Source organism: Curtobacterium sp. Csp1, from assembly GCF_013347185.1.
Genome location: NZ_CP054594.1, coordinates 183,627 through 207,968 on the forward strand (window position 1 = coordinate 183,627; position 24,342 = coordinate 207,968).

Annotated in this window: 24 protein-coding genes; 5 read left to right on the forward strand and 19 right to left on the reverse strand. The window is 71.1% G+C overall.

Annotation, left to right across the window (positions count from 1 at the left end; genetic code table 11):
• The first annotated feature begins 135 nt into the window (after positions 1 to 135).
• Positions 136 to 1,095, forward strand: coding sequence for a phosphodiesterase (locus tag HUN58_RS00850; protein WP_180225294.1), 960 nt, complete (start codon positions 136 to 138; stop codon positions 1,093 to 1,095).
• A gap of 245 nt (positions 1,096 to 1,340) precedes the next feature.
• On the opposite strand, the gene HUN58_RS00855 is transcribed toward HUN58_RS00850, so the two are convergent.
• The 4 genes from HUN58_RS00855 to HUN58_RS00870 all read right to left on the reverse strand — a co-directional run bounded on the left by HUN58_RS00855 (position 1,341) and on the right by HUN58_RS00870 (position 5,573).
• Positions 1,341 to 2,894, reverse strand: coding sequence for a stealth conserved region 3 domain-containing protein (locus HUN58_RS00855; RefSeq protein ID WP_180225293.1), 1,554 nt, complete (start codon positions 2,892 to 2,894; stop codon positions 1,341 to 1,343).
• 107 nt (positions 2,895 to 3,001) lie between these two features.
• Positions 3,002 to 3,442: a DUF6804 family protein gene (locus tag HUN58_RS00860; protein ID WP_254631587.1), complete on the reverse strand. Its 441-nt coding sequence runs from the start codon at positions 3,440 to 3,442 to the stop codon at positions 3,002 to 3,004.
• Positions 3,442 to 4,044 (reverse strand): GDSL-type esterase/lipase family protein, encoded by a 603-nt coding sequence (locus HUN58_RS00865; RefSeq protein WP_058743211.1) that lies wholly within the window; start codon positions 4,042 to 4,044, stop codon positions 3,442 to 3,444. The genes HUN58_RS00860 and HUN58_RS00865 overlap by 1 nt, the downstream gene beginning before the upstream one ends.
• A complete protein-coding gene (locus HUN58_RS00870) occupies positions 4,041 to 5,573 on the reverse strand; it encodes an SDR family oxidoreductase (RefSeq protein WP_180225292.1) in 1,533 nt (510 codons plus the stop codon). Before HUN58_RS00870 ends, HUN58_RS00865 begins: the two co-directional genes overlap by 4 nt.
• Before the next feature lie 93 nt (positions 5,574 to 5,666).
• Here HUN58_RS00870 and deoC point away from each other — a divergent pair, with 93 nt between their 5' ends.
• The 3 genes from deoC (at position 5,667) to HUN58_RS00885 (ending at position 8,121) form a co-directional block, all read left to right on the forward strand.
• Positions 5,667 to 6,377, forward strand: coding sequence for a deoxyribose-phosphate aldolase (gene deoC / locus HUN58_RS00875; RefSeq protein ID WP_180226182.1), 711 nt, complete (start codon positions 5,667 to 5,669; stop codon positions 6,375 to 6,377).
• A gap of 137 nt (positions 6,378 to 6,514) precedes the next feature.
• Entirely contained in the window at positions 6,515 to 7,465 is a 951-nt protein-coding gene (locus HUN58_RS00880; RefSeq protein ID WP_058743040.1) for an ROK family protein, read from the forward strand.
• 101 nt (positions 7,466 to 7,566) lie between these two features.
• The gene (locus tag HUN58_RS00885) at positions 7,567 to 8,121 is read left to right on the forward strand and encodes a hypothetical protein (RefSeq protein WP_180225291.1); all 555 of its coding nucleotides are present in this window, start codon (positions 7,567 to 7,569) and stop codon (positions 8,119 to 8,121) included.
• Between the two features lie 15 nt (positions 8,122 to 8,136).
• Here HUN58_RS00885 and HUN58_RS00890 read toward each other — a convergent pair whose 3' ends face one another.
• The 14 genes from HUN58_RS00890 to HUN58_RS00955 form a co-directional block, all read right to left on the reverse strand.
• Positions 8,137 to 10,476 (reverse strand): bifunctional (p)ppGpp synthetase/guanosine-3',5'-bis(diphosphate) 3'-pyrophosphohydrolase, encoded by a 2,340-nt coding sequence (locus HUN58_RS00890; protein ID WP_254631588.1) that lies wholly within the window; start codon positions 10,474 to 10,476, stop codon positions 8,137 to 8,139.
• Between the two features lie 57 nt (positions 10,477 to 10,533).
• Positions 10,534 to 10,899, reverse strand: a complete 366-nt coding sequence (locus HUN58_RS00895) for a rhodanese-like domain-containing protein (protein ID WP_114851181.1) — start codon at positions 10,897 to 10,899, stop codon at positions 10,534 to 10,536.
• A complete protein-coding gene (gene secF / locus HUN58_RS00900; RefSeq protein ID WP_180225290.1) occupies positions 10,899 to 11,903 on the reverse strand; it encodes a protein translocase subunit SecF in 1,005 nt (334 codons plus the stop codon). The genes HUN58_RS00895 and secF overlap by 1 nt, the downstream gene beginning before the upstream one ends.
• Positions 11,903 to 13,657 carry a protein translocase subunit SecD gene (gene secD, locus HUN58_RS00905; RefSeq protein ID WP_058743036.1) on the reverse strand — a complete coding sequence of 585 codons (1,755 nt, stop codon included), beginning with the start codon at positions 13,655 to 13,657 and terminating at the stop codon, positions 11,903 to 11,905. The genes secF and secD overlap by 1 nt, the downstream gene beginning before the upstream one ends.
• A gap of 91 nt (positions 13,658 to 13,748) precedes the next feature.
• Positions 13,749 to 14,159: a preprotein translocase subunit YajC gene (yajC, locus tag HUN58_RS00910; RefSeq protein WP_058743035.1), complete on the reverse strand. Its 411-nt coding sequence runs from the start codon at positions 14,157 to 14,159 to the stop codon at positions 13,749 to 13,751.
• A 127-nt stretch (positions 14,160 to 14,286) separates the two neighbouring features.
• Positions 14,287 to 15,318 (reverse strand): Holliday junction branch migration DNA helicase RuvB, encoded by a 1,032-nt coding sequence (ruvB, locus tag HUN58_RS00915; RefSeq protein WP_058743034.1) that lies wholly within the window; start codon positions 15,316 to 15,318, stop codon positions 14,287 to 14,289.
• Positions 15,315 to 15,938: a Holliday junction branch migration protein RuvA gene (ruvA, locus tag HUN58_RS00920; RefSeq protein WP_058743033.1), complete on the reverse strand. Its 624-nt coding sequence runs from the start codon at positions 15,936 to 15,938 to the stop codon at positions 15,315 to 15,317. Before ruvA ends, ruvB begins: the two co-directional genes overlap by 4 nt.
• Before the next feature lie 9 nt (positions 15,939 to 15,947).
• Positions 15,948 to 16,616, reverse strand: coding sequence for a crossover junction endodeoxyribonuclease RuvC (gene ruvC / locus HUN58_RS00925; protein ID WP_180225289.1), 669 nt, complete (start codon positions 16,614 to 16,616; stop codon positions 15,948 to 15,950).
• A 4-nt stretch (positions 16,617 to 16,620) separates the two neighbouring features.
• The gene (locus HUN58_RS00930; protein WP_058743032.1) at positions 16,621 to 17,385 is read right to left on the reverse strand and encodes a YebC/PmpR family DNA-binding transcriptional regulator; all 765 of its coding nucleotides are present in this window, start codon (positions 17,383 to 17,385) and stop codon (positions 16,621 to 16,623) included.
• Between the two features lie 115 nt (positions 17,386 to 17,500).
• Positions 17,501 to 18,094: a pyridoxal 5'-phosphate synthase glutaminase subunit PdxT gene (pdxT, locus tag HUN58_RS00935; RefSeq protein WP_180225288.1), complete on the reverse strand. Its 594-nt coding sequence runs from the start codon at positions 18,092 to 18,094 to the stop codon at positions 17,501 to 17,503.
• On the reverse strand, positions 18,091 to 19,011 hold the full coding sequence (gene pdxS / locus HUN58_RS00940; RefSeq protein WP_141861548.1) for a pyridoxal 5'-phosphate synthase lyase subunit PdxS: 921 nt from the start codon (positions 19,009 to 19,011) through the stop codon (positions 18,091 to 18,093). The genes pdxT and pdxS overlap by 4 nt, the downstream gene beginning before the upstream one ends.
• Positions 19,012 to 19,024: 13 nt before the next feature.
• Positions 19,025 to 19,651 carry an HIT domain-containing protein gene (locus tag HUN58_RS00945; RefSeq protein ID WP_180225287.1) on the reverse strand — a complete coding sequence of 209 codons (627 nt, stop codon included), beginning with the start codon at positions 19,649 to 19,651 and terminating at the stop codon, positions 19,025 to 19,027.
• Entirely contained in the window at positions 19,651 to 21,639 is a 1,989-nt protein-coding gene (thrS, locus tag HUN58_RS00950; RefSeq protein ID WP_180226180.1) for a threonine--tRNA ligase, read from the reverse strand. Before thrS ends, HUN58_RS00945 begins: the two co-directional genes overlap by 1 nt.
• Positions 21,640 to 21,733: 94 nt before the next feature.
• Positions 21,734 to 22,276 carry an adenine phosphoribosyltransferase gene (locus HUN58_RS00955; protein WP_180225286.1) on the reverse strand — a complete coding sequence of 181 codons (543 nt, stop codon included), beginning with the start codon at positions 22,274 to 22,276 and terminating at the stop codon, positions 21,734 to 21,736.
• A gap of 152 nt (positions 22,277 to 22,428) precedes the next feature.
• Here HUN58_RS00955 and HUN58_RS00960 point away from each other — a divergent pair, with 152 nt between their 5' ends.
• Positions 22,429 to 23,448: a glycoside hydrolase family 6 protein gene (locus HUN58_RS00960; protein ID WP_180225285.1), complete on the forward strand. Its 1,020-nt coding sequence runs from the start codon at positions 22,429 to 22,431 to the stop codon at positions 23,446 to 23,448.
• 137 nt (positions 23,449 to 23,585) lie between these two features.
• Here the strand turns inward: HUN58_RS00960 and HUN58_RS00965 are convergent, their stop codons facing one another.
• Positions 23,586 to 23,819 carry a hypothetical protein gene (locus tag HUN58_RS00965; RefSeq protein ID WP_180225284.1) on the reverse strand — a complete coding sequence of 78 codons (234 nt, stop codon included), beginning with the start codon at positions 23,817 to 23,819 and terminating at the stop codon, positions 23,586 to 23,588.
• Positions 23,820 to 24,342: the final 523 nt, after the last annotated feature.

Genomic DNA, 24,342 nt, shown 5'->3' on the forward strand with positions numbered 1-24,342 from the left:
GGGGTTCGTTCGTTCGCCTCAATTTCAGAGAAACACGCTTCCGGTTCACCTCGGATTCAAGAACGGGTGGTGGACTCGTGGAGAACGGTGTGGCACTGTGTTGCACCACGCATCCGCCAACGGAACGAGACACCGATGGACAGCCGGACGGCCGAACACCCCAGGCCGAACCACTTCCTCCTCCACCTCAGCGACACCCACCTCGTGGCGGGAGACGGCGCCCTCTACGGGGACGTCGACTCCGCAGCACGACTGCAGGCGATCGTCGCCGACATCGAGGCCTCCGGCACCCACCCCGAGGCGATCGTCGTCACCGGCGACGTGGCCGACAAGGGTGAGCCCGGCGCCTACGCCCGGGTCCGCGACATCGTCGAGCCAGCCGCGGCCAGGATCGGCGCGCAGGTCATCTGGGCCATGGGGAACCACGACGAGCGCGGCGCCTTCCGCCAGGAGCTCTTCGGCCTGCAGCCCACCGACCGCCCCGTCGACTTCGTGTACGACGTGAACGGCCTACGCGTGATCACCCTCGACACGAGCGTCCCGCGCCAGCACCACGGCGAGGTCTCCCCCGCGCAGCTCGACTGGCTCGCCGAGGTCCTCTCCGAGGCAGCGCCGCACGGCACGATCCTCGCGATGCACCACCCGCCCGTGCCGAGCGTCCAGGACCTCGCCGTCCTCGTCGAGCTCCGTGACCAGGCGGCCCTGGCCGAGGTCGTCGAGGGCTCCGACGTCATCGCGATCATCGCCGGTCACCTGCACTACTCCACGAGCGCGGTGTTCGCCGGCATCCCGGTCTCGGTCGCCAGCGCCACGTGCTACACGCAGGACCTCACGGAGTACCAGGGCGGTACCCGGGGACAGGACGGCGCGCAGTCGTTCAACCTCGTGCACGTCTACGGCAACAACGTCGTGCACTCGGTGGTCCCGGTCGGGCACTACTCGACCGTCGGGCAGCCCGTCTCCGCGACGGAGACCGAAGCACGTCTCGCGGCCGCGGGGGTCTCCATCCCGGCCGCGGTCGAGCCGGCCCCGGTCACGGCGACCATCCCGGTGTTCACCCTCGACGCGGTGCCCATCAGCCCCGTCCGCCGCTGACGAGCGCGGTGCCGCGGAGTCGAAGCGCTGCGTCGCCGTGGTGCTGCGGCCTTTCGTTGCCCGAGCTGGAGCGCAACGAGCGCGCCGAACGCGCACGACACCCCGTGTGTGCGACGCCGAGCGTGCGGGGAACGTCGAGCGGCGACGCCGAGCGTCCCAGATGTGGCACACTCGGCGCCCCTCACTCGGCACGTCCGGCGCGTCCGGCGCCCCACCCCCGGCTCGCCCGGCGCCGGGCGCCAGCGCTACTCCGCGGTACGCTCCCACGGCGCCGGGAACGGGAAGTACCGCTCCAGGAACTCCGTGACGCGCGCTGTCCGCTCCTCGTCCGAGACCTCGGGGAAGCTGCCGTCGTTCAGGCAGAAGAAGTCGACGTTCCGCTTCTTGAGCAGGTCGTCGAGCGCCTTGAGCCCGGACTGCATCGTCGTGTCGACGTACCGGACGGTGGCGTTCTCCTGCATGATCGCGCGACCGGTCAGCAGTGCGTAGTAGTGGTAGAGCGAGTTCGTCACCGAGATGTTGTCGGCGGCCCGGAAGCGCGACGCGGCGGTGGCCCGGAACTCGTCCGCGAACTCGTGCTCCATCTCGGTCATGATCGACGCCCGGAGCGGCGTGGGCGCGTGCTCGAGGTGCCGCGTGGTCACCGCGCCGAAGCGCTGCTGGAGCAGGCGACGGTTCACCCGGGCAGAGTTCTCGAACCCGCTGCGTGCCGGGTTGTTCGAGCCGAGCCCGATCCGGGTCGTCGCGAGGATGAACTTCGTCACCGACCCCGGGCTGAAGAACACCGACGGGTCGACCGAGCGGCCGAGGAACATGTCGTCGTTCGAGTAGATGAAGTGCTCGCTGATGCCCGGGATGTGGTGCAGCTGCGACTCGACGGCCTGCGAGTTGTGCGTGGGCAGCACGGAGGGGTCGGCGAAGAACTCTTCACTCCGGACGATCCGCACCTTCGGGTGGTCGGCGAGCCAGTGCGGCGCCGGCGAGTCGGTGGCGATGTAGATCTGCCGGATCCACGGGGCGAAGGTGTGCACCGATCGGAGCGCGTACTTCAGCTCGTCGATCTGCCGGAAGCGGGCGGGGGCGTCGTCGCCCTCCCCCAGCACGGCGCTCGCCTGCGCGGCCTGGCGGGCGCGCTGGTACTCGATCGCGTTGCCGTCGACCCACGAGAAGACGATGTCGATCGGGAAGCGGATGTCCGACACGTGGTCCTCGAACATGTGCTCGACGGTGCGCCATGTGCGGCCGTACCGCTCGATGTCCACGACGACGAACTCCTCGACGGGCAGGGAACGCCGCATGAGGGCGTTCTCCTTCGGCGCGAGCACCTCGGTGTCGGTCACGCGCCAGAACTCGAGCTGGACGCTCGTCTCCGCCCCGTAGCGCAAGCGCCCGAGCGGCTCGAGGCGGGGGCGGAACACCCGCAGGACCGGCTCCTCGACCGGACCGAGCCCGTCGTCGATGACGAGCACCGCGGGCTTGCCCGGCGGCTTGGCGTAGAACGGCTCGTTCGCCGAGGCGGCCATCACGGCGCTCTCGGCCCGCTGGCGGTCTCGCTCGTCGACCGCGATCACGGGTCGCTGGTCGTTGCCGCGGATGAGCAGGTGGTCGACGTCGCCGGCGGTGAGCGCGTCGTCGAGGAACAGGAGGTCCTCGATCATCGACTGCTGGGGCGTCAGGTGCCCGTTGACCAGGGTCAGCCGTCCCTTGCGGACGACGACGTCGGGACGGTCGAGACCGCCCGAGGACGGTCGAGGGTTCAGCAGAGGACTCTCGGTCGCCGGCTCGGTCTCGTGGCTCATCCATGCCCTTCGGATCGTGTCGCCGGGCCCTGCGCCCGGCTCCTGTGATCCTACCGTCCGGCGGTCACCCCGGTCGGCGGGTCGGCTCGCGCCGACGACGTGGTGCGCTACGGCCTGGAGGCGCTGCTCGCGTCCGCCTGACGTGGCACCTTGACGAGGATCCCGACAGCGACGAACAGCGCGGCCACGACGAGTTGCAGGGCGGCGCAGACCTGCCCCGGGATCGGCACGACGACGACCGGGTTCCAGCAGACCGCGACGGCCGCCATCGCCACGGCGGCCCACCACGTGCGTCCCCGCACCGCGAAAACGAGCACGATGAGCGCGAGCACGGTCACGCCCCACCGGACGAACACGAACGCCGATGAGTCGATGATCGCCACGAACGCCAGCAGGAGCATCGCCGCGATGAGCGACGGCGCGAGCGCGGGCCGGGTGAACGGCGGGGTGGTCTTCGCGGTGGTCGCCCCGCGGCCGGCGGTGCCCGGTCGCGACGAGGGCACGCCGGTGAGCGACGACCCCGCCGGGGGCCGACCCTTCCGTGCCATCAGGCGCCGGCCTCCTCGAGGTCGATCGCCTGGATCGGGCGCGACATCGGCGGGAGCCCACGGAGCCGCTCGAGGGCGGGTTCGAGCTCCGCGACGACGGCGCGGTAGCCGTCCTCGGTCAGGTGCAGGCCGTCGTCGGTGTACCGCTCGTCGAGGTGGTCGCCGTCGGCGAGGGCGGGCCAGAGGTCGAGGTACTGCGCGTGGCAGGTGGCGACGAACTGGCGCAGGTGCCGGTTGGCCGCGTCGATCTTCGCCGCCCACTCGGCCTGTCGGGGCAGGATCGACACGAGGAGCAGGCGGACACCCGGCAGTTCGCGTCGGAGGGTCACGAGGACGGACTCGACCCCGCGGACGACGTGCTCGACGCTCGCGCGGTGGTTGCCGAAGTCGTTGGTGCCGATGAGCAGGACGATCGCCTCCGGCTGCTCGGCGACGACGGCGTCCAGACGCTCGAGGACGCCGTCGGTGGTGTCCCCGCCGATGCCCTGGTTGACGACGTGCTCGCCCGGGAGCCAGGCGTCCCAGGAGCCCTGCTCGGTGATGCTGTCACCCAGGAACAGGAGCGGTCCGTGTCCCTCGGTCGTGGCTGGCCGATCGGTCATGCTGCCTCCTCGTGGACGGGTGCCTCGGACCCATTGTGCTGGGTCCAGTTGCGCCCCGTCGACTCCGTGTGCTCGGACTCGCGCTCGGCGGCGGCCGTGATGCGTTCCACCATCCCGGGGAAGATCACCCCGTGGAACGGCAGTATCGAGTACCAGTAGAGCCGTCCGGACAGCCCCTGCGGGAAGTAGATCGCCCGCTGGTGGTAGTCGCTCCCACCGCCGTCGCTCGGTGTGACGGTCATCTCGAGCCAGGCGCGACCCGGCGACTTGAACTCGGCGCGCAGGCGCAGGTACCGCCCGCGCTCGAGGCGCTCGACCCGCCACCAGTCCAGGGCGTCGCCCTGCTCCAGGCGCTTCGGGTCGCGGCGGCCGCGGCTCAGGCCCACCCCGCCGGCGAGCTTGTCCATCCAGCCCCTGGCGACCCAGGCGAGCGGGAACGAGTACCACCCGTTGTCGCCTCCGATGCCCTCGACGACGCGCCAGACGTCCTCGGCGGACGCGGAGGTGTGCCGGCGGCGGTCGTCGACGTAGACGGTGTGCCCGGCCCAGTCCGGGTCGCTCGGCAGCGGGTCCGCGGGGGTAGCCGCGAGCGTGGCGCTCCGCCAGCTCGTCTCGACCTCGCCCTTCCGCATCCGGGCGAGTGCGAGCCGCACCGCTCGTCGGTAGGACGTCAGGCCGCCCTCGGGTCGCGGCACGACGTCGTCGATGTCGTGCTCGCGCTGGATGCACTCGAACTGCAACGACTCGATGATCGGCGTCGCGAGCTTCCGTGGGATGGGCGTCACGATGTTGAACCAGTGCGCGGAGAGCCCGGGCGTGAGCACCGGGAGCACCGTGAACCGCCGCTGCGGCAGCTTCGCCTCGACCGCGTAGCCGTTGAGCATCTGCCCGTACTTCAGGACGTCCGGGCCGCCGATGTCGAACGTGCGGTTGACGTCGGCCGGGATGTCGAGCGCGGCGACGAGGTAGTACAGGACGTCCCGGACGGCGATCGGCTGGATCCGGTTGCGGACCCACCGCGGCGCCGGCATCCACGGCAGCACGTCGGTGACGTGCCGGATCATCTCGAACGAGGTGCTTCCTGACCCGATCACGACGCCGGCCTGGTACGCGATCGTGGGGACGCCGGAGGCGAGCAGCACGTCCCCGACCTCCTTCCGGCTCCGCAGGTGCTTCGACAGCTCGCCGTCGGGGTGCAGCCCGCCGAGGTACACGAAGCGCCGGACCCCGGCGGACTTCGCCTCGCGCGCCATCGTCTCGACGGCCTGGCGCTCGGCCTGCTCGAAGTCGCCGTCGGCCCCCATCGCGTGCGCGAGGTAGTAGACCGCCTCGACGCCGTCGACGGCGGACCGGACGGCGACGGCGTCCTGCAGGTCACCCTGCGCCACCTCGACGTCGTCGTGCCAGGGGACGTCCTGGAGTTTCCGGGGGGTCCGCACGAACACCCGGACCTGGTGTCCGGCCTCGAGGAGTCGGGGGACGAGTCGGCCGCCGATGTACCCGGTGGCGCCGGTGACGAGGACGTGCATGCGGGGCACGGTACGCCGGTCGCCTCCGGGTAGGCTTGCCGGGTGGACAACGCAGCGCTCCCCGATGACCCGCACGCAGCCGAACCGCACGCGATCGACGCCGACGCCGTGCGGGCCCTCATCGACCACGCGATCCTGAAGCCCGAGCTCACCCGCGCCGACGTCGACGCCCAGCTCGACGAGGCCGCGGCGTACCGGGTCTTCAGCGTGTGCGTCCGCCCGAGCGACGTCGCGCACGCCGTCGAGCGCCTCTCCGGCACCGGGGTGGGCGTCGGCACGGTCATCGGCTTCCCGCACGGCACCACCTCGACCGGCGCCAAGGTCGCGGAGTCGCTGCAGGCGCTGGCCGACGGTGCGTTCGAGCTCGACATGGTGCAGAACATCGGTGCCGCGAGGTCCGGCGACTGGCAGCGCGTCGAGGACGACGTCCGCGCGGTCGTCCAGGCCGCCGGGAACACCGTCGTGAAGGTCATCCTCGAGACCGCGTTCCTGACCGACGACGAGATCGTCGCGGCATCCCGCGCCGCCCAGGCAGCGGGCGCGGCGTTCGTGAAGACGTCCACCGGGTTCGCCGGCGGCGGCGCGACCGCCCCGCACATCCGGCTCATGCGCGAGACCGTCGGCGCGGGCACCGGGGTGAAGGCCTCCGGCGGTGTGCGCGGGCTCGACACGCTGCTCGAGATGGTCGAGGCCGGAGCCGACCGCATCGGGACGAGCGCCTCGGCGCGCATCCTCGACGAGGTCGCGCACCGCGCACAGACCGGTGCCGCGTCGTCGCTCGGCGACGACTCCTCGTCCTACTGATCAGATCCACCCGTCCCGACCGCATCCGCGGCCGGGACCGCACCACCTGACCGACCCGCACCGGGCCGGGTCGTACCGGGCGCGACGATGCGTCGACCGGCCGCCCCGAGCCTCCCGTCCGCCGCATCGGAGCGCGCATGACCGACAGCACCGTCCCCGTCCCCCTCGCCCTGGCCGTCGACCTCGGCGGCACGAAGGTCGAAGCGGCCCTCGTGACCGACGCCGGCGTCGTCCTGCCGGCCACGCGCTTCCGCAGCCCCACCGGGCCGGGACGCACGTCCGAGGAACTGCAGGCGGCCGTCGACGAGGTCGTGACGAGCGCCCTCGCCGCACTGCCGGCGGACGGCGTGCTCGTCGGTGTCGGCGTCGGTTCCGCTGGTCCCGTGGACGAGCAGCACGGGCTCGTCTCGCCGCTGAACATGCCGGTGTGGCGCGGGTACCCGCTCCGCGACCGCGTCGCTGCCCACGTCCCCGCCGACGTCCCGGTCACCCTGCGCATGGACGGCCTCGCGATCACGCTCGCCGAGCACTGGGTGGGCGCCGCGCAGGGACACGACCATGTGATGGGCATGATCGTCTCGACCGGGGTCGGCGGCGGACTCATCCTGCACGGCCGGACCGTCAGCGGCCCGACCGGCAACGCCGGGCACGTCGGACACGTCGAGTGCGGCGGGTTCGACGACCCGTGCGCGTGCGGTGGCACCGGCTGCCTCGAAGCCGTCGCGAGCGGCCCGAAGACGGTCGCCTGGGCGCAGCGCCAGGGGTTCACGGGGACCACCGGCGAGGAACTCGCGGCCGCCTACGCCGCCGGCGACGAGGTCGCGGTGGCCGCCGTCAAGCGCAGCGGCCGCGCGCTCGGGCAGGCGATCGCCGCGGCGACCAGTCTGGTCGACCTCGAGGTCGTCGCCATCGGCGGCGGGTTCTCCCACGTCTCCCCCGACCTGTTCGAGTACGCCCGCCAGGCCGTCGCCGAGCGGGTCGAGTTCGGCTTCGTCACCAAGGTGCGCATCGTGCCGACGGGGCTGTCGCAGGACGGCCCGCTGATCGGCGCCGCCGCGCTCGTGCACCGCGCCGACGTCCTGCGCTGAGGTCCTGCGCTGAGGTCCTGCGGCTGCCGTCGTGCGCCGACTGCGCCTGCGGTTGTCCACAGTGGCTGTCCTGCCGGTGCGCGCTCCGGCAGGATGGCTGGGTGCCGTCGTCCCGACTCCTGACCAGTGCGGACTGGCCGGAGGCGGAGCTCCGCGCCGCCGTGCTCGCCGGCGAGCTCGTGCCGGTGGGGTCCTGCTGGGCCTCCGTCGCCGAGCCTCAGGTGCCGTCGCTCCGTGCCGGAGCCTGGGCGGTCGACGTGCCCGATCGTCGGCTCGTCGCGTGCGGGGGCAGTGCGGCGTGGATCTGGGGCGGTCGGTCGTGTGCCCCGGAGCCGGCGGAGGCGGCCGCGCCCCTCGGTGTCCGTGTCGCCGACGCGACGACCGTGCGCGTCCGTCAGGTGCGCATCGGGTCCGAGGACACCGTCGTGCTGGACGGCGTGCGCGTGACGACACCGGTCCGCACGGTCGTCGACCTGCTCCGCGCCACCGGGGACCTGGACCCGGACGCCGCGGACGCCGTGCGTGGGCTCTTCGTCGTGGGTGTGACCGAGCCTGAGGCGGTCCTGGCCGCGCTGGACGCGCTCGGGACCGTCCCGATGGTCCGTCAGGCCGCCCGGCGGCTCGACGCGCTCCTGGACGCACCGCTCGGTGGGTGATCGGCTGCTGTCACGTCAGCCGGCGCTGACGCGGTAGACGTCGTAGACCGCGTCGATGCGCCGCACCGCGTTGAGCACCCGGTCCAGGTGGGTCGTGTCGCCCATCTCGAACACGAAGCGGCTCAGCGCGAGGCGGTCCGACGAGGTCGAGACGGTGGCGGACAGGATGTTGACGTGGTGGTCGGTCAGGACCCGCGTGACGTCGCTGAGCAGGCCGGAGCGGTCGAGCGCCTCGATCTGGATCTGCACGAGGAACACCGACTTTGACGACGGCGCCCACTCGACCTCGATCATGCGGTCGGGCTCGTTCATGAGCGACTTCACGTTCGTGCACGAGGCCTGGTGCACCGAGACGCCCTGGCCGCGGGTGATGAAGCCGACGATCTGGTCGCCGGGCACCGGGGTGCAGCACTTGGCGAGCTTGACGAGGATGTCGGGCGCCCCGCGCACGAGAACGCCGCTGTCGCTGTTGCGGAGCTGTCGGCTCGTGACCTGCCGCGGGAACGCGAGCTCGGGCTCGTCGGTCTCGGCTTCGGTCTGGACGCCCGCGAGGATCTTCTCGATGACCGACTGCGTGGAGACGTGTCCCTCGCCGATCGCCGCGTAGAGCGCGGAGACGTCCTCGTACCGCATCGCCGAGGCCACCTCGGAGATGGAGTCCTGGCTCATGATGCGCTGGAGCGGCAGGTTCTGCTTGCGCATCGCTCGCGCGATGGCGTCGCGACCCTGCTCGATCGCCTCTTCGCGGCGCTCCTTGGTGAACCACTGCTTGATCTTGTTCCGGGCGCGCGGACTGCGGACGAACGTCAGCCAGTCCTGGCTCGGGCCCGAGTCGGGGTTCTTCGACGTGAAGATCTCGACGACGTCGCCGCTGGACAGCTGGCTCTCGAGCGGCACGAGGCGACCGTTGACCTTGGCACCCATGGTGCGGTGGCCGATCTCGGTGTGCACGGCGTAGGCGAAGTCGACCGGGGTCGCGCCGGCGGGCAGCCCGATGACCTTGCCCTGCGGCGTGAAGACGTAGGTCTCCTTCGCGCCGATCTCGTACCGGAGCGAGTCGAGGAACTCGCCCGGGTCGCTCGTCTCCGCCTGCCAGTCGGTGATGTGGGCGAGCCACGCCATGTCCTGGTCGTCGGTGGTCGTCGTGTCGACGTCGCGGCCCTGGGCACGCTGCTTGTACTTCCAGTGCGCCGCGACACCAAATTCGGCGCGTTGGTGCATCTCGTGCGTGCGGATCTGGATCTCGACCGCGCGGCCCTGGGGTCCGAGCACCGTGGTGTGGAGCGACTGGTACAGGTTGAACTTCGGGGTCGCGATGTAGTCCTTGAAGCGCCCGGGCAGCGGGGTCCAGCGGGCGTGCACCGAACCGAGCATCGCGTAGCAGTCGCGCACGGTCGGGACGAGCACGCGGATGCCGACCAGGTCGTAGATCTCGTCGAACTCGCGCCCGCGGACGATCATCTTCTGGTAGATCGAGTAGTACTGCTTCGGCCGGCCCATCACGTCGCCGCGGATCTTCGACGCCTTCAAGTCCTTCTTGAGGGTGCCGATCACGTTCTGCACGAACTGCTCGCGCTTCGGCTGGCGCTCCTTGACCAGGCTGTCGATCTCGACGTAGAGCTTCGGGTGCAGGACCGCGAACGACAGGTCCTCGAGCTCCAGCTTGATCATCTGGATGCCGAGTCGGTGCGCCAGGGGCGCGTAGATCTCGAGCGTCTCCTTCGCCTTGCGCGTGGCGGAGGCGGACTCGACGAAGCCCCACGTGCGGGCGTTGTGCAGACGGTCCGCGAGCTTGATGACGAGCACGCGGATGTCCTTCGACATCGCGATCACCATCTTGCGGACGGTCTCGGCCTGGGCGCTGTCGCCGTACTTGACCTTGTCGAGCTTCGTGACGCCGTCGACGAGCATCGCGATCTCGTCGCCGAAGTCGGCGCGGAGCTCGTCGAGCTGGTAGTCCGTGTCCTCGACGGTGTCGTGCAGCAGCGCTGCGGCGATCGTGATCGTGCCGATCCCCAGGTCGGCGAGGATCTGCGCGACCGCCACCGGGTGCGTGATGTACGGCTCGCCCGACTTGCGCTTCTGCCCGTCGTGCGCACGCTCCGCGACCGAGTACGCCCGCTCGATGAGCGTCACGTCGGCCTTCGGGTGGTGCGACCGCACCGTCCGGATCAGCGTGTCGACGGCGCCGGCCGGCTGGGCCCGCGAGAAGAGCCGCGGCAGCAGGGACCGGAGCGACCCGATGTTCCCGGTCGTGTTCGGACCGAGCGGACTCGTCGGCCGCGGCGCCGAGCCGGGTCGGCTCGCACCGGGCTCGGTCGCACCCTGGGGCGTGGACTCACGGGTGTCCGTCATGATGCGCCTCCAACGACCGGTGTCCGGGTACGGTCCAGCAAGACTACGCGCGTCCGGTCAGTGCTCGTGACGCGGTTCGCCCTGGGCGTCCTCGGCGGTGGCACCCGCGCGGACGACCGGCTCGCCGGCCTGCTCCCACGCGGTCATCCCGCCGACGAGGTTCACCGCGGGGACGCCCGACTGCTCGAGCGCGGCGACGACCCGGGCGGACCGGCCGCCGGAGTGGCAGACGACGATCGCGGGCTGGTCGCCCCCGTCGATCTCCTGCCAGCGGGCGACGAGCTCAGACATCGGCACGAGCGTCGCCTCGGGAGCGTGGACCTCGTCCCACTCCCCCTGCTCGCGGACGTCGAACAGCCGCGCACCGGCGTCGATCCGGCGACGAGCCTCGGCGACGTCGACGTCGTGCACCTCGACCGCCATCAGACGGCCTCGGCGGTCGCGTCGACCTCGCCCTGCCGCTTCTCGGCCGCCTGGCGCTTCTTGGCGTCGGCCTGCTTGATCTTCGGCTCGTTCTCGCGCAGGTGCGCGTACATCGGCGACGCGATGAAGATCGTCGAGTACGTGCCCACGATGATGCCGATGAACAGCGCGAGCGAGATGTCCCGCAGCGTGCCGGCGCCGAGCACGTAGGAGCCGATGAACAGGATCGCCGCGACGGGCAGCAGGGCCACGACCGAGGTGTTGATCGACCGGACGAGGGTCTGGTTGACCGCGAGGTTCACCGACTGGACGAAGGTCCGGTGCGACTCCTGGCTCGTGTTCTCACGCACCTTGTCGAACACCACGACGGTGTCGTACAGCGAGTACCCGAGGATCGTCAGGAAGCCGATCACCGCGGCGGGCGTGACCTCGAGCCCGACGATGCCGTACACGCCCGCCGTGATGAGCAGGTCGTGCAGCAGCGCCACCATGGCGGACACGGACATCTTCCACGTGCGGAAGTACAGCGCCATGACGACGGCGGCGAGCACGAGGAAGATCACGAGTCCGCGGATCGCCTGGGCGAGCACGTCGGCTCCCCACGTCGCACCGATGTACGTCGACGCGACCTGGTCGTCGGAGACGTCGTACGCCTTCGCGAGGGCGTCCTGCACCTGGGTGGTCTCGCGGTCGGTCAGCTGCTCGGTCTGGACGCGGATGCCGTCCTGGCCGACCTGCGAGACGCGCGGGATGCCCTCGGGCACGATCGACTCGACGGTCCGGGTCGCGATCGACTGGTCGGTCGAACCCGCGTTCGAGATCGTGAACTCGGAGCCGCCGGTGAACTCGATGCCGAGCTGGTACCCGCCGCGGAGCCACGGCACGGCGAGGGACACCACGATCGCGATGATCGCGACGAGGTACCACGTCTTGCGTCGGCCGACGATGTCGTACGAGCGCTTGCCCGTGTAGAGGTCGCTGCCGAACTGGCTGAAGCTGGCCATCAGTCGTCCTTCCCGTCCGGCGTCGTGCCGTCCTGCGCGCCGGAGGCCTGCTGGGCCTTCCGCTCCGCGATCGTCTGGCGGCGCTGGGCCTCGCCCGCGCTGCGCTGGCGCTTGCCGTCGACCACGGGCGCGCGGAACTGTGCGCGACCGCGGTAGACCGCCCCGAGGGCGGACGGGTCGAGTCCGCTGAACCGGTGGCCCTCGCCGAAGAAGCGGCTGCGGGCGATGAGCTGCATCATCGGGTGCGTGAAGAGCACGACCACGACGACGTCGATGAGCGTGGTGAGGAGCAGCGTGAACGCGAAGCCCTTCACGTCGCTGACCGCGAGGATGTAGAGCACCACGGCGGCGAGGAAGTTGATCGAGTCGGACGCCAAGATCGTACGGAGTGCTCGCTTCCACCCGGACTCCACCGCGCTCTCGAGCCCGCGGCCGTCCCGGAGCTCGTCACGGATGCGCTCGAAGTAGACGATGAACGAGTCCGCCGTGATGCCGATGGCCACGATGAGGCCCGCGACGCCCGCGAGCGAGAGCCGGTAGTCGACGCGCCACGACATGATCGCGATGACCAGGTAGGTGATCACCGCGGCGACGCCGAGCGACAGGACTGTGACGAACGCCAGCGCGCGGTACTGGATGATCGAGTAGATCACGACGAGGATCAGACCGATCAGACCGGCGACGAGACCGCCGACGAGCTGCGCGGTGCCGAGCGTCGCGGAGATGTTCTCGTTCGACTGCACCTGGAAGTTGATCGGCAGCGCGCCGTACTTGAGCTGGTCCGCGAGGGTCTTCGCCGACTCGGCGGTGAAGCCACCCGTGATCTGCGCCTTGCCGTTCGTGATCGCGGCGTTCGCGGCCGGTGCCTGGATGACCGTGCCGTCGAGGACGATGGCGAACTGGTTCTGCGGCGGCTGGAGCTTGACCAGGCGGCTCGTGACCTCGCGGAAGTCGTCCGAGGCCTTTCCCTTGAAGGTCAGGTTGACCGCCCACTCCCCGGTGGTCGCGCCCTGCGAGTCGGTGGCGAGCCCGGAGGTCGCGTTGCTGATCCCGGAGCCGGAGACCTCGACCGGGCCGAGGATGTACTTCGCGGCGCCGTCCTGGTCACAGGTGACGAGGGGCTCGTCGTCGGGCGCCGTCGTGACGTCGTCCGGAGCCTTGCAGTTGTAGTTCGTGTACAGGTCCTGCAGCGCGGGCGTCACCTGCGAGAGGTCGCTGCCGTTCGTCGCCTTCGCGGTCGGCGTGGCCTCGAGCGACGCGGGCGGGGTGTAGGGCGTCGGCGACGCCGAAGAGCCCTTGTCGCCTCCGACCGAGGTGCTCGTCGCGGCCTCGGTGTAGAGGACCGGGCGGAAGGTGAGCTTGGCGGCGGCCTCGATGCGGTCGATGGTCGCCTTGTCCGGCTTGCCCGGGATGGACACGACGATGTTGTTCGTGCCCTGCGTGTTGATCTGCGACTCGGAGACACCCGTGGCGTTGATGCGCTGGCGGATGATGTTGACCGCCTGGTTGAGCTGCTGCGACGTCACCGAGCCGCCCTGCGTGTTCTGCGCCGCGAGCGTCAGCTGCGTGCCGCCCTGCAGGTCGAGCGCCAGCTCCGGCACCCAGCTCGCGCCGGCGAACCACTTGCCGGTGTCGTCCTTGGTGTTGGCTGCCAGCACCGATGCGGCGGTGTTCAGGCCCGCGAGTGCGGCCATGATGATCACCAACCAGGTGAGCGAGCGCAACGCCTTCTTGACGGGTGTCGATCGTGCCACCGGTCGTCTCGTCTTTCTGTTCAGGACCGACGGCGACGCCGGCGGCAGGAGTGAGGCCGCCGGGTCACGAGGACCCGGCGGCCCGGGGGTGTCAGTCTTCGGTCTTGCGCTTCGCCGCGTCGGACTCGGTCGGCTCGACGCGCTGCCCGAACTCCGGCTCGTCGCGACGGTCGTCCTTGCCGAGGTCCAGGACCGGAGCCGCGGCTGCGTCGTCCGTGGTCACGGTCTCGTCGACGTCGGAGGCGTTGTCGTCGACCACGCGGGAGAGCGTCTGACGGTGGACCGTCACGACGGTGCCCGGTGCGATCTCGACGTCGGCGGTGACCTTCTCGTCGTCGACGGAGAGCAGCGTGCCGTAGAGGCCGAAGGAGAGCATGACGCGGGCGCCCGGCTGCATCTTCGTCTGCAGCTCGGCCTGCTGCTTCTTGCGCTTCCGGCTGCTGTAGAACATGAAGGCGGCGAACGCGACGATGATGACGATGAGGAAGATGGATTGATCCATGATGGCGTTGCCTTCTCTGGTTGCTCGGCTTCGGGCCGTAGCAGTCTAGGGCACGGGTCTGCACCCGTCCGGTCGCGCGGGGTGCTGCACCCGGCGCACGACTCAGGATGCAGAATACCGCATGCCGCTATTCGTCGTCGAACAGGTCCGGCTGCATCCCGGTGGCGGCGCCCGGCGTCAGGCCGAAGTGGCGCCAGGCCTGCGGGGTGGCGATCCGACCGCGCGGCGTCCGCGTGACGAGGCCGACCCGCACGAGGAACGGCTCCACGACGGACTCGATGGTCTCGGACTCCTCGCCGACGGACACCGCGAGGGTGTTCAGGCCGACCGGACCCCCGTCGAAGCGCGTGAGCATCGTCTCGACGACTGCGCGGTCGAGGCGGTCGAGACCGAGTTCGTCGACGTCGTACAGGTCGAGCGCCCCCTGGACGGCCGTCATGCCGTCGGCGGTGCCGTGCACGAGCGCGTAGTCCCGGACCCGGCGGAGCAGACGGTTCGCGATGCGTGGGGTCCCTCGGGAGCGCCCGGCGATCTCGCGGAGCGCCGAGCGGTCGATGCGCAGGTCGAGCAGGTGGGCGGCGCGGATCAGGACCTGTTCGAGCTCGTCCTTCTCGTAGAACTCGAGGTGTGCCGTGAAGCCGAAGCGGTCGCGCAGGGGGTTCGGGAGGAGGCCCGCGCGGGTGGTCGCTCCGACGAGCGTGAACGGCGCGAGGTCGAGCGGGATGCTCGTCGCGCCAGCACCCTTGCCGACCATGACGTCGATGCGGAAGTCCTCCATCGCGAGGTAGAGCATCTCCTCTGCGGAGCGCGCCATGCGGTGGATCTCGTCGATGAAGAGGACCTCGCCCGGGACGAGCGACGAGAGCACCGCCGCGAGGTCACCGGCGTGCTGGATCGCCGGCCCGCTCGACATCCGCAGCGGACGGCCGGACTCGTGCGCGACGATCATCGCGAGCGTCGTCTTGCCGAGACCGGGCGGCCCGGCCATCAGGATGTGGTCCGGCGTGCGTTCCTGCATCGCGGCGGCCTTGAGCAGCAGGTCGAGCTGCCCGCGGACCTTGCGCTGGCCGACGAACTCGTCCAGGGACTTCGGGCGGAGCGCGCCCTCGAACGCCAGTTCTTCCTGCGACTCGGCGCCGGCGGAGGTGATGCCGCTCACCGTCCGGCCCCCGCGGGACGGAGGGTCCCGAGCGCGGCGCGGAGGAGCGACTGCGTGCCCATGGCGGCGGCGCCCGGGTCGGTGGCGACGACCGAGTCGACGGCGGACTGCGCGGCGTCCTCGCGCCACCCGAGGCCGACGAGCGCCGAGACGACGTCGATCGCGGCGGGGTGTCCCCCGGCGGCACCCGCGACCGTGGCGCCGGCGGGTGCCTGCTCGAAGGCGAGGAGCTTGCCGGAGAGCGCGACCGTGATGAGCTTGGCGGTCTTCGGGCCGATGCCGGAGACCTTGCGGAAGACGGCGTCGTCCTCGGCGGCCACGGCGTTCGCGACCTGGGCAGGGTCGAGGTGTGCGAGCACCCCCATCGCGGACTTCGGGCCGACGCCCGACACGCTGCGCAGGAAGTCGAAGACCTGCAGCGCCTCGGCCGACTCGAAGCCGAACAGCTGGTGCTCGTCCTCGCGCACGATCATCCGCGTGCGCAGGAACACCTCGGACCCGTGGCGCATCGTCAGCGCGTGCGCCGGGGTGACGGTCACGGCGTACCCGACTCCCCCGACCTCGACCACCACGGCCGATCCGGCGATGTCGATGCAGGTTCCCCGGAGGCTCGCGATCATGCTCCGAGCCTAGGGCTGCCCACCGACGGAGCCGGCCCGCCGCGCGGCACCGCCCCGGCCGCGAGCGAACGGTGCGCCACCGCCCGGACGCGCCGCGGCGGCCGCGCGGGCGAGCGGGGAGTCCGCGGTGCCGGCCTGCGCGTCCCGCCAGGCGCGCTGTGCCGGGGTGAGCGTCGCCGGACCGGGGCCGACCCGGTCGGGTGATCCGAGCCTCCAGGCATGGCACACGGCCAGCGCGAGCGCGTCCGCGGCGTCCGCCGGCTTCGGGGCCTCGTCGAGTCCGAGCACCCGAGCGATCATGGTCTGCACCTGCCGCTTGTCGGCGTTGCCGTAGCCGGTGACGGCGGCCTTGACCTCGGACGGCGTGTGCAGTCCGACGGGCAGACCGCGCGCCGCCGCGGCGTGCAGCGCGAGTCCGGCGGCCTGGGCCGTGCCCATCACCGTCCGGACGTTCGCCTGCGCGAAGACGCGCTCGACGGCGACGGCGTCCGGACGGTGCTCGTCGATCTCGGCGGCGATGCCGTCCGCGATGCGGAGCAGGCGCTGTTCGAGCGCCATGTCGGCCGGCGTGCGCACGACGGTGACGTGCACGAGCCGGGCAAGCCGGTTCGGTGCGACCTCGACCACGCCGACGCCGCACCGGGTGAGCCCGGGGTCGACCCCGAGCACCCGGAGCATCGGACTAGTCCTCGTCCTCGTCGAGCTCGGCCTGGACGTCCGCGGGGATGTCGAAGTTCGCGTAGACGTTCTGCACGTCGTCCGAGTCCTCGAGCGCGTCGATCAGCTTGAAGACCTTGCGCGCGGTGTCCGCGTCGACCGGGACCTTGACGCCGGGGACGAACTCGGCGTCGGCGGAGTCGTAGTCGATGCCGGCGTCCTGCAGCGCGGTGCGCGCAGCGACGAGGTCGGTCGCCTCGGTGATGACCTCGAAGCCACCGCCCTGGTCGATGACGTCCTCGACGCCCGCGTCGAGCACGGCCGTCATGACGGTGTCCTCGTCGAGGCCGTCGACCTTCGTCACCGAGATGACGCCCTTGCGGGAGAAGTTGTAGGCGACGCTGCCCGGGTCGGCCATGGTGCCGCCGTTGCGGGACATCGCCGTCCGGACCTCGGCCGCGGCGCGGTTCTTGTTGTCGGTGAGGCACTCGACGAGCATCGCGACGCCGTTCGGGCCGTAGCCCTCGTACATGATCGTCGTGTACTCGATCGACTCACCGGTCAGACCGGCGCCGCGCTTGATGGCGCGGTCGATGTTGTCGTTCGGCACCGAGGTCTTCTTGGCCTTCTGGACCGCGTCGACCAGGGTCGGGTTGCCCGACAGGTCGGCCCCGCCCATCTTGGCCGCGACCTCGATGTTCTTGATGAGCTTGGCGAACGACTTCGCGCGGCGCTGGTCGATGACCGCCTTCTTGTGCTTGGTCGTTGCCCACTTGGAATGCCCGGACACGGTGCTCCTTGGTCTCGCTGAAGATCCGGACCAGTCTACCGGCCGGGAGGATCGGATCGCCGCCGCCCCGCGGGTCGCGTCCCAGCCCGGTCGCGCCCGGCACCCGGGTCGGGCTTCAGGCGGAGCGGACCATCGCCAGGAAGCGGCGGTGGAAGCGGTCCTCGCCGGCGACCTCGGGGTGGAACGCACTCGCGAGCACGTTGCCCTGCTGCACGGCGACGACCTGCCCGTCGGCGAGGGCGCCGAGGACCTGGACGCCGGCCCCGTGCCGCTCCACCACGGGCGCACGGATGAACACCGCGTGCACCGGGGCGTCGCCGAGCGCCGGCATCGGGATGTCGGTCTCGAAGGAGTCGTTCTGGCTGCCGAAGGCGTTGCGACGCACCGTGGTGTCGAGCACGTCGAGGGTCTGCTGCCCGGGGATCCCCGCGGCGATGCGCGACGAGAGCATGATCATGCCCGCGCAGGTGCCGTACGTCGGGAGCCCGCCGCGGATCGCCGCGGACAGGGGCTCGGCCACGCCGAAGGCCCGGGAGAGCTTGTCCATCACGCTCGACTCGCCGCCCGGGATCACGACACCGTCGAGGGCGTCGATCTCCTCCGGGCGGCGGAGCGGCACGACGCCGGCGCCGAGCTCCGTCAGCGAGGCGATGTGCTCGCGGAAGTCACCCTGCAGCGCGAGGACCCCGATGCGGGGCCGGGCGCTCACCAGCCGCGCTCGGCGAGACGGTGCGGAGCGGGGACGTCGGCGACGTTGATGCCGACCATGGCCTCGCCGAGCCCGCGGGACACCTCGGCGATGACCTTGGGGTCGTCGTGGAAGGTGACGGCCCTGACGATCGCGGCGGCACGCTTCGCGGGGTCGCCGGACTTGAAGATGCCGGACCCGACGAACACGCCGTCGGCACCGAGCTGCATCATCATCGCGGCGTCGGCCGGGGTGGCGACACCACCGGCGGTGAAGAGCACGACCGGGAGCTTGCCGGTCTGCGCGACCTCCTTGACGACGTCGAACGGCGCCTGGAGCTCCTTCGCGGCGACGTAGAGCTCGTCCTCCTTGAGGTACCGCAGCGCCGCGATCTCCTTCGAGATGGTGCGGATGTGCTTCGTCGCCTCGGAGACGTCACCGGTGCCGGCCTCGCCCTTGGAGCGGATCATCGCGGCACCCTCGGTGATGCGACGGAGCGCCTCGCCCAGGTTGGTGGCACCGCAGACGAACGGCGTGGTGAAGTTCCACTTGTCGATGTGGTTGACGTAGTCGGCGGGCGACAGGACCTCGGACTCGTCGATGTAGTCGACGCCGAGCTCCTGGAGCACCTGGGCCTCGACGAAGTGGCCGATGCGGGCCTTCGCCATGACGGGGATCGACACCGCGGCGATGATCTCCTCGATCATCGACGGGTCGGACATGCGGGCGACGCCGCCCTGCGCGCGGATGTCGGCGGGGACGCGCTCGAGGGCCATGACGGCGGTCGCGCCGGCTTCCTCCGCGATGCGGGCCTGCTCGGCGTCGACGACGTCCATGATCACGCCGCCCTTGAGCATCTCGGCGAGACCGCGCTTGACGCGGTCGGAGCCGGTGATCGAGGTGCCGTTGGTGCCCGAGGTGCTGGTGCTGTCGCTCATGATGCCCTCCACTCTAGTGCGCCGTCGGCCAGCCTTCCGCGACGAGTCGGCGGGTGTCCCCCAGCAGCTGGGACATCGACTTCGTCCGGGCGATGATCGGGAAGAAGTTCGAGTCCGAGGCCCACCGCGGGACGACGTGCTGGTGCAGGTGCCCGGCCACCCCGGCGCCGGCGATCTCGCCCTGGTTCATGCCGATGTTGAAGCCGTCGCAGTGCGACACGGCACGCAGCACGCGCATCGCCGTCTGGGTCAGCTCCGCCATCTCGCGGGTCTCGTCCGGCGTCGCCTCGTCGTAGAGCGGGACGTGCCGGTACGGGCAGACGAGCAGGTGGCCGTTGTTGTACGGGAACAGGTTGAGCAGGACGTAGGCGTGCTCGCCGCGGGCGACGATGAGGGCGTCCTCGTCGGACTTCCGGGGCGCCTCGCAGAACGGGCAGTCGTCCTCGTGCCCGCGGCCCTTCCCCTCGCGACCGGCGTCGATGTACGCCATCCGGTGCGGGTTCCAGAGCCGCTGGAAGGCGTCCGGGACGGCCGCGCCGGTCGCGGCGTCCCGGATCACCAGCGGGTCGAGACCGACCACGTCGTCGACGTGACCGGTCCCGGGGACCGACGGCGTGCCTCCCGGCTGCTCGGCGACCATCAGACCTGCGTGCGGTCGCGGATCGCGGTCAGGATGCGCTCGACCGCCTCGTCCACGGGCACACCGTTGTCCTGGCGGCCGTCGCGGAAGCGGAAGCTCACGGCACCGGCGTCGCGGTCGTCGCCGCCGGCGATGAGCTGGAACGGCACCTTCGCCTTGGTGTGCGTGCGGATCTTCTTCTGCATGCGGTCGTCCGAGTGGTCGACCTCGGCGCGGACACCGTGCGAACGGAGCTTCGCGACGACCTCGTCGAGGTAGTCGCCGTACTCGGCGGCGACCGGGATCGCGACGACCTGGACCGGGGACAGCCACGCCGGGAACGCGCCCGCGTAGTGCTCGGTGAGGACGCCGAAGAAGCGCTCGATCGAGCCGAACAGGGCGCGGTGGATCATCACCGGGCGCTGCCGCGAGCCGTCCGGCGCCGTGTACTCGAGCCCGAAGCGCTCCGGCAGGTTGAAGTCGAGCTGCACGGTCGACATCTGCCACGTGCGGCCGATGGCGTCACGGGCCTGCACCGAGATCTTCGGGCCGTAGAACGCCGCGCCCGCCGGGTCCGGGACGAGCTCGAGCCCGGACTCCTCGGCGACCTCGCGCAGGGTGTTCGTCGCGACCTCCCAGACCTCGTCGTCGCCGACGTACTTCTCCGGGTCCTTCGTGGAGAGCTCGAGGTAGAAGTCGTCGAGGCCGTAATCGCGGAGCAGCGAGAGGACGAACTGGAGCGTCGTGGTGAGCTCCTCCTTCATCTTCTCCTGCGTGGTGAAGATGTGGGCGTCGTCCTGGGTCATGCCGCGGACGCGCGTGAGGCCGTGGATGACGCCGGACTTCTCGTTGCGGTAGACCGTGCCGAACTCGAACATCCGCAGCGGCAGGTCGCGGTAGGAGCGGGCCTGCGAGCGGTACGCCAGGATGTGCATCGGGCAGTTCATCGGCTTGAGGTAGTAGTCCGCCCCCTGCCGCGTGACGTTGCCGTCCTCGTCGGTCGCCTGGTCCATGTGCATGGCCGGGAACATGCCGTCCTTGTACCAGCCGAGGTGGCCCGACTGCTCGAACAGGTCGCCCTTGGTGATGTGCGGCGTGTAGACGAAGGAGTAGCCCTCCTGTTCGTGCCGGCGGCGCGAGTAGTCCTCCATCTCGCGGCGGATGATGCCGCCCTTCGGGTGGAAGATCGCCAGGCCCGAGCCGATCTCGTCGGGGAACGAGAACAGGTCGAGCTCGGCACCGAGCTTTCGGTGGTCACGCTTCGCTGCCTCTTCGAGCCGGAGCTGGTACGCCTTGAGCTGCTCCTTGTCCGGCCACGCCGTGCCGTAGACGCGCTGCAGCTGCGGGTTCTTCTCGGAGCCGCGCCAGTAGGCCGCCGCCACGCGCATGAGCTTCGACGCGTTGCCGATCCAGCGCGTGTGCGGCACGTGAGGACCGCGGCAGAGGTCCTGCCAGACGACCTCGCCGGACTTCGGGTCGACGTTCTCGTAGACGGTGAGCTCGCCGGCGCCGACCTCGACGCTCTCGCCGGAGTCGCCGTCGGCCGCGGCGCCCTTGAGGCCGATGAGCTCCTGCTTGTAGGGCTCCCCCGCCATGCGCTCACGGGCTTCGTCGTCGGTGACCACGACGCGGCGGAAGCGCTGGGCCTGGCGGATGATCCGGTCCATGCCCTTCTCGATCGCCTTGAGGTCCTCGGGCGTGAACGGCTCGGCGACGTCGAAGTCGTAGTAGTAGCCGTCGGTGACGGGCGGGCCGATGCCGAGCTTGGCGTCCGGGTTGATCTGCTGGACCGCCTGTGCGAGCACGTGCGCGGCCGAGTGCCGGAGGATGTCGAGACCGTCCTGCTCCTGCAGCGTCACCGCCTCGGCGGTCTCGCCGTCCTGCACGGCCGCGTCGAGGTCCTTCAGGACACCGCCGACGCGGATGGCGACGACGCCGCGCTCGCCGTCGAAGAGCTCGGTGCCCGTCGTGGCCGTCGTCGCGGTGCGGGGCTCGGGTGCCTGGGGCAGGTCTGCGGGCTCGGGTGCGACTGCGTCGGTCACGATCGTGGTGCTCCTCGGTTGGTTCAGGGGTGGGTCAAGACTAGTGCGCGGTCACGCCGGTTCAGGCGGGCACGCGCCCGAGTGCGGTGACCGGCAGGCGCGGCTCGAGGCGCTCGCGCCCGGCGAGGCCGTCGAGCTCGAGGAGCGAGGCGAACCCGATCGCCTCGTAGCCCGCGCGCTCGAGCAGCGTGACGGTGGCCGCCGCCGTCCCGCCGGTCGCGAGGACGTCGTCGACGACGAGCACGCGGGTCCCCTGCGGCAGCTGGCCCGGGCGGAGCTCGAGCTCCGCCTCGCCGTACTCCAGCGCGTACTGCTCGCTGAGGACCTCGCCGGGGAGCTTCCCCGCCTTGCGGACGGTGAGGACGCCGACCTGGTGCTGCGCGGCGATCCCGCCGGCGAGGGCGAACCCGCGGGCCTCGATGCCGGCGACCGCCTGGAACCCGGCGCCGACGGCGAACGGTGCGGCGAGGGCCTCGCAGACGCGGCCGAACGCGACGGGGTCGGAGAACACCGGGGTCACGTCGCGGAACAGGATGCCGGGCTTCGGGAAGTCCGGCACGATCGCGGTGAGACGTTCGACGAGGGCAGCAGCGGTTTCGGTCACCGCACAACGGTAGTCGACCGCGTGGGCGGACCACGCCGAGGGCGGTCCCTGCCCCTCGTTCTGGTGCTCGACGCGCGGGCCGGTGAGGGGTTCCCATTGGACGAGGACCGGTCGACCGGGTGCACGGGGCGCCCTCCTGGTCGGGAGGAACCGTGCACCACCGCGTCAGCACCCTGGCCACCGCCGCCTTCACGGCGGCGATCGTGGTCGTCGGCCTGTCGGTCGCGCCGAGCAGTGCGACGGCTGCCACAGGGACGGCCCGCGCGCCGATCGCGGCGGGCACCATCAGGACGGCACCCGCGAGTGCGGTGTTCGCCGGCGGACTGACCGTGCAGCCGGACAACCAACCCGCCGCCGCGGCCGCGGCACTCGCCGCCCAGGGCAGGACCGCCGACGCGGCAGCCGCTCGGACGATCGCCGCGCAGCCCATCGCCACCTGGCTGGGCGACTGGCTCCGCGGCGACCAGCTGGACCGCGTCGTGGCCCGCAACCTCGCCGCGGCCGAGAAGAGCGGGACGACCCCGGTGTTCGTGACCTACGCGATCCCGAACCGGGACTGCGGTGGGTACTCGGCCGGCGGACTCAGCGCAGCGGAGTACCCCGTGTGGAACCAGCGGATCGCGACGATGCTCCGCGGCCACCGCGCCGTCGTCCTCGTCGAACCGGACTCGCTGTCCCACCTGACCTCGTGCGTGTCCGAGAGCGCGACCCGTCCCGCACTGGTGGCCTCGGCGGTCCGTGCGTTCGCCGACGCCGGGGTCCCCGCCTACCTGGACGGCGGGAACGAGGACTGGAACCCGCCGGCCGTGCAGGCGGCGCTGCTGCAGCGCGCGGGCATCGACCGAGCACGGGGTTTCTACACGAACGTGGCGAACTTCTACGGTGTCGAAGGGGAGCGCGCCTACGCCGAGCGTCTCAGCGCACTGGTCGGTGGCGCGCGCTACGTGATCGACGTGTCCCGGAACGGGCGCGGGTGGCGCGGCACGTGGTGCAACCCGACGGGCGCCGGACTCGGGCAGACGCCGCGGATCACCGGCGGGACCACGAGGCTCGACGCCCTGCTGTGGGTGAAGACCCCCGGCGCCAGCGACGGGACCTGCAACGGCGGACCGGCTGCCGGGACGTGGTTCCCGGCGTACGCGGTCGCCCTCGTGGCGAACCGGAAGCCGTAGCGCGGCGACGGGTCGGCGCGCGTCGAACCGACGAAGCGACGTCGAACCAGGCGGGGTGCCTGGTTCGACGTCGCGTTCGTGGTTCGGAGCGGGCGCGCGGCAGCGGCAGAGCGGCCGAACAGTCGCGACCGCGGGGCTCAGCGCCACATGCGCATGACGGCGCTGTTCACGAGCAGGTCCACCTCGCGCTGGCGCTGCTCGCGCTCGAGTCGCAGCCGTGTGGCGTGGTCGACGTCGTGCCGCACGTGGTGGGTGCGCCGACTCCAGATGATCAGGGACATGCCGACCCGGAGGGCGATGCGGTCGGCGAGGGAGACCCCGCGCCGGAGCGCACGGGTACTGGGAGGGCGGACGTCGAGGTCGTTCGACACGGTGGTGCCTTTCTGGCAGGAGGGCAGGACGGAACAACCCGCAGGGGCGGGCAGGAATGCAGTGCCGGAGCGCGCCGGAAATGCACGCGTCGACATTCCGCGCGGCGACCGAGAATGTCGACACGCGGTACTGGAGGATCGTGGGGACGTCGTCCGCTCAGCCCACGGAAGGCGCCGCGCGCGTCCGGTCAGGGCCGGATCAGCGCCGAGCGGGCGCGTCCCGGATCGGACCCGCAGAGCGGAACCTTCAGGGCGCGTCAGCCGCGCGGATCAGCAGGCGCGCAACGAGCACAGACTCATCGAGAGTGCAGACTCGTCGCGAGCGCGGCCGGGTGGGCTGGAGCGGACGTCCCGCGTCAGCGGTGACGGATCGGGGAGCCGCCGATCCCACGGACTCCACGGAACAGGTTCATCGCGGTGATCATCATTGTCGGCCCCCTTTCGTCGTCGTTCAGCCGGTGGTGCTCGTGAACACTATCCATCCCGGGAATGCGAGCGCAACCCTTTTCCCGAAGAAAGACGG

What these genes read in the sequence shown, in the direction of transcription:
- HUN58_RS00850 (WP_180225294.1), top strand. Translation starts at nt 136, where the DNA reads ATGGACAGCCGGACGGCCGAACACCCCAGGCCGAACCACTTCCTCCTC.
- HUN58_RS00855 (WP_180225293.1), bottom strand. Translation starts at nt 2,894, where the DNA reads ATGAGCCACGAGACCGAGCCGGCGACCGAGAGTCCTCTGCTGAACCCT.
- HUN58_RS00860 (WP_254631587.1), bottom strand. Translation starts at nt 3,442, where the DNA reads ATGGCACGGAAGGGTCGGCCCCCGGCGGGGTCGTCGCTCACCGGCGTG.
- HUN58_RS00865 (WP_058743211.1), bottom strand. Translation starts at nt 4,044, where the DNA reads ATGACCGATCGGCCAGCCACGACCGAGGGACACGGACCGCTCCTGTTC.
- HUN58_RS00870 (WP_180225292.1), bottom strand. Translation starts at nt 5,573, where the DNA reads ATGCACGTCCTCGTCACCGGCGCCACCGGGTACATCGGCGGCCGACTC.
- HUN58_RS00880 (WP_058743040.1), top strand. Translation starts at nt 6,515, where the DNA reads ATGACCGACAGCACCGTCCCCGTCCCCCTCGCCCTGGCCGTCGACCTC.
- HUN58_RS00890 (WP_254631588.1), bottom strand. Translation starts at nt 10,476, where the DNA reads ATGACGGACACCCGTGAGTCCACGCCCCAGGGTGCGACCGAGCCCGGT.
- HUN58_RS00895 (WP_114851181.1), bottom strand. Translation starts at nt 10,899, where the DNA reads ATGGCGGTCGAGGTGCACGACGTCGACGTCGCCGAGGCTCGTCGCCGG.
- secF (WP_180225290.1), bottom strand. Translation starts at nt 11,903, where the DNA reads ATGGCCAGCTTCAGCCAGTTCGGCAGCGACCTCTACACGGGCAAGCGC.
- yajC (WP_058743035.1), bottom strand. Translation starts at nt 14,159, where the DNA reads ATGGATCAATCCATCTTCCTCATCGTCATCATCGTCGCGTTCGCCGCC.
- ruvA (WP_058743033.1), bottom strand. Translation starts at nt 15,938, where the DNA reads ATGATCGCGAGCCTCCGGGGAACCTGCATCGACATCGCCGGATCGGCC.
- ruvC (WP_180225289.1), bottom strand. Translation starts at nt 16,616, where the DNA reads ATGCTCCGGGTGCTCGGGGTCGACCCCGGGCTCACCCGGTGCGGCGTC.
- pdxS (WP_141861548.1), bottom strand. Translation starts at nt 19,011, where the DNA reads ATGAGCGACAGCACCAGCACCTCGGGCACCAACGGCACCTCGATCACC.
- HUN58_RS00945 (WP_180225287.1), bottom strand. Translation starts at nt 19,651, where the DNA reads ATGGTCGCCGAGCAGCCGGGAGGCACGCCGTCGGTCCCCGGGACCGGT.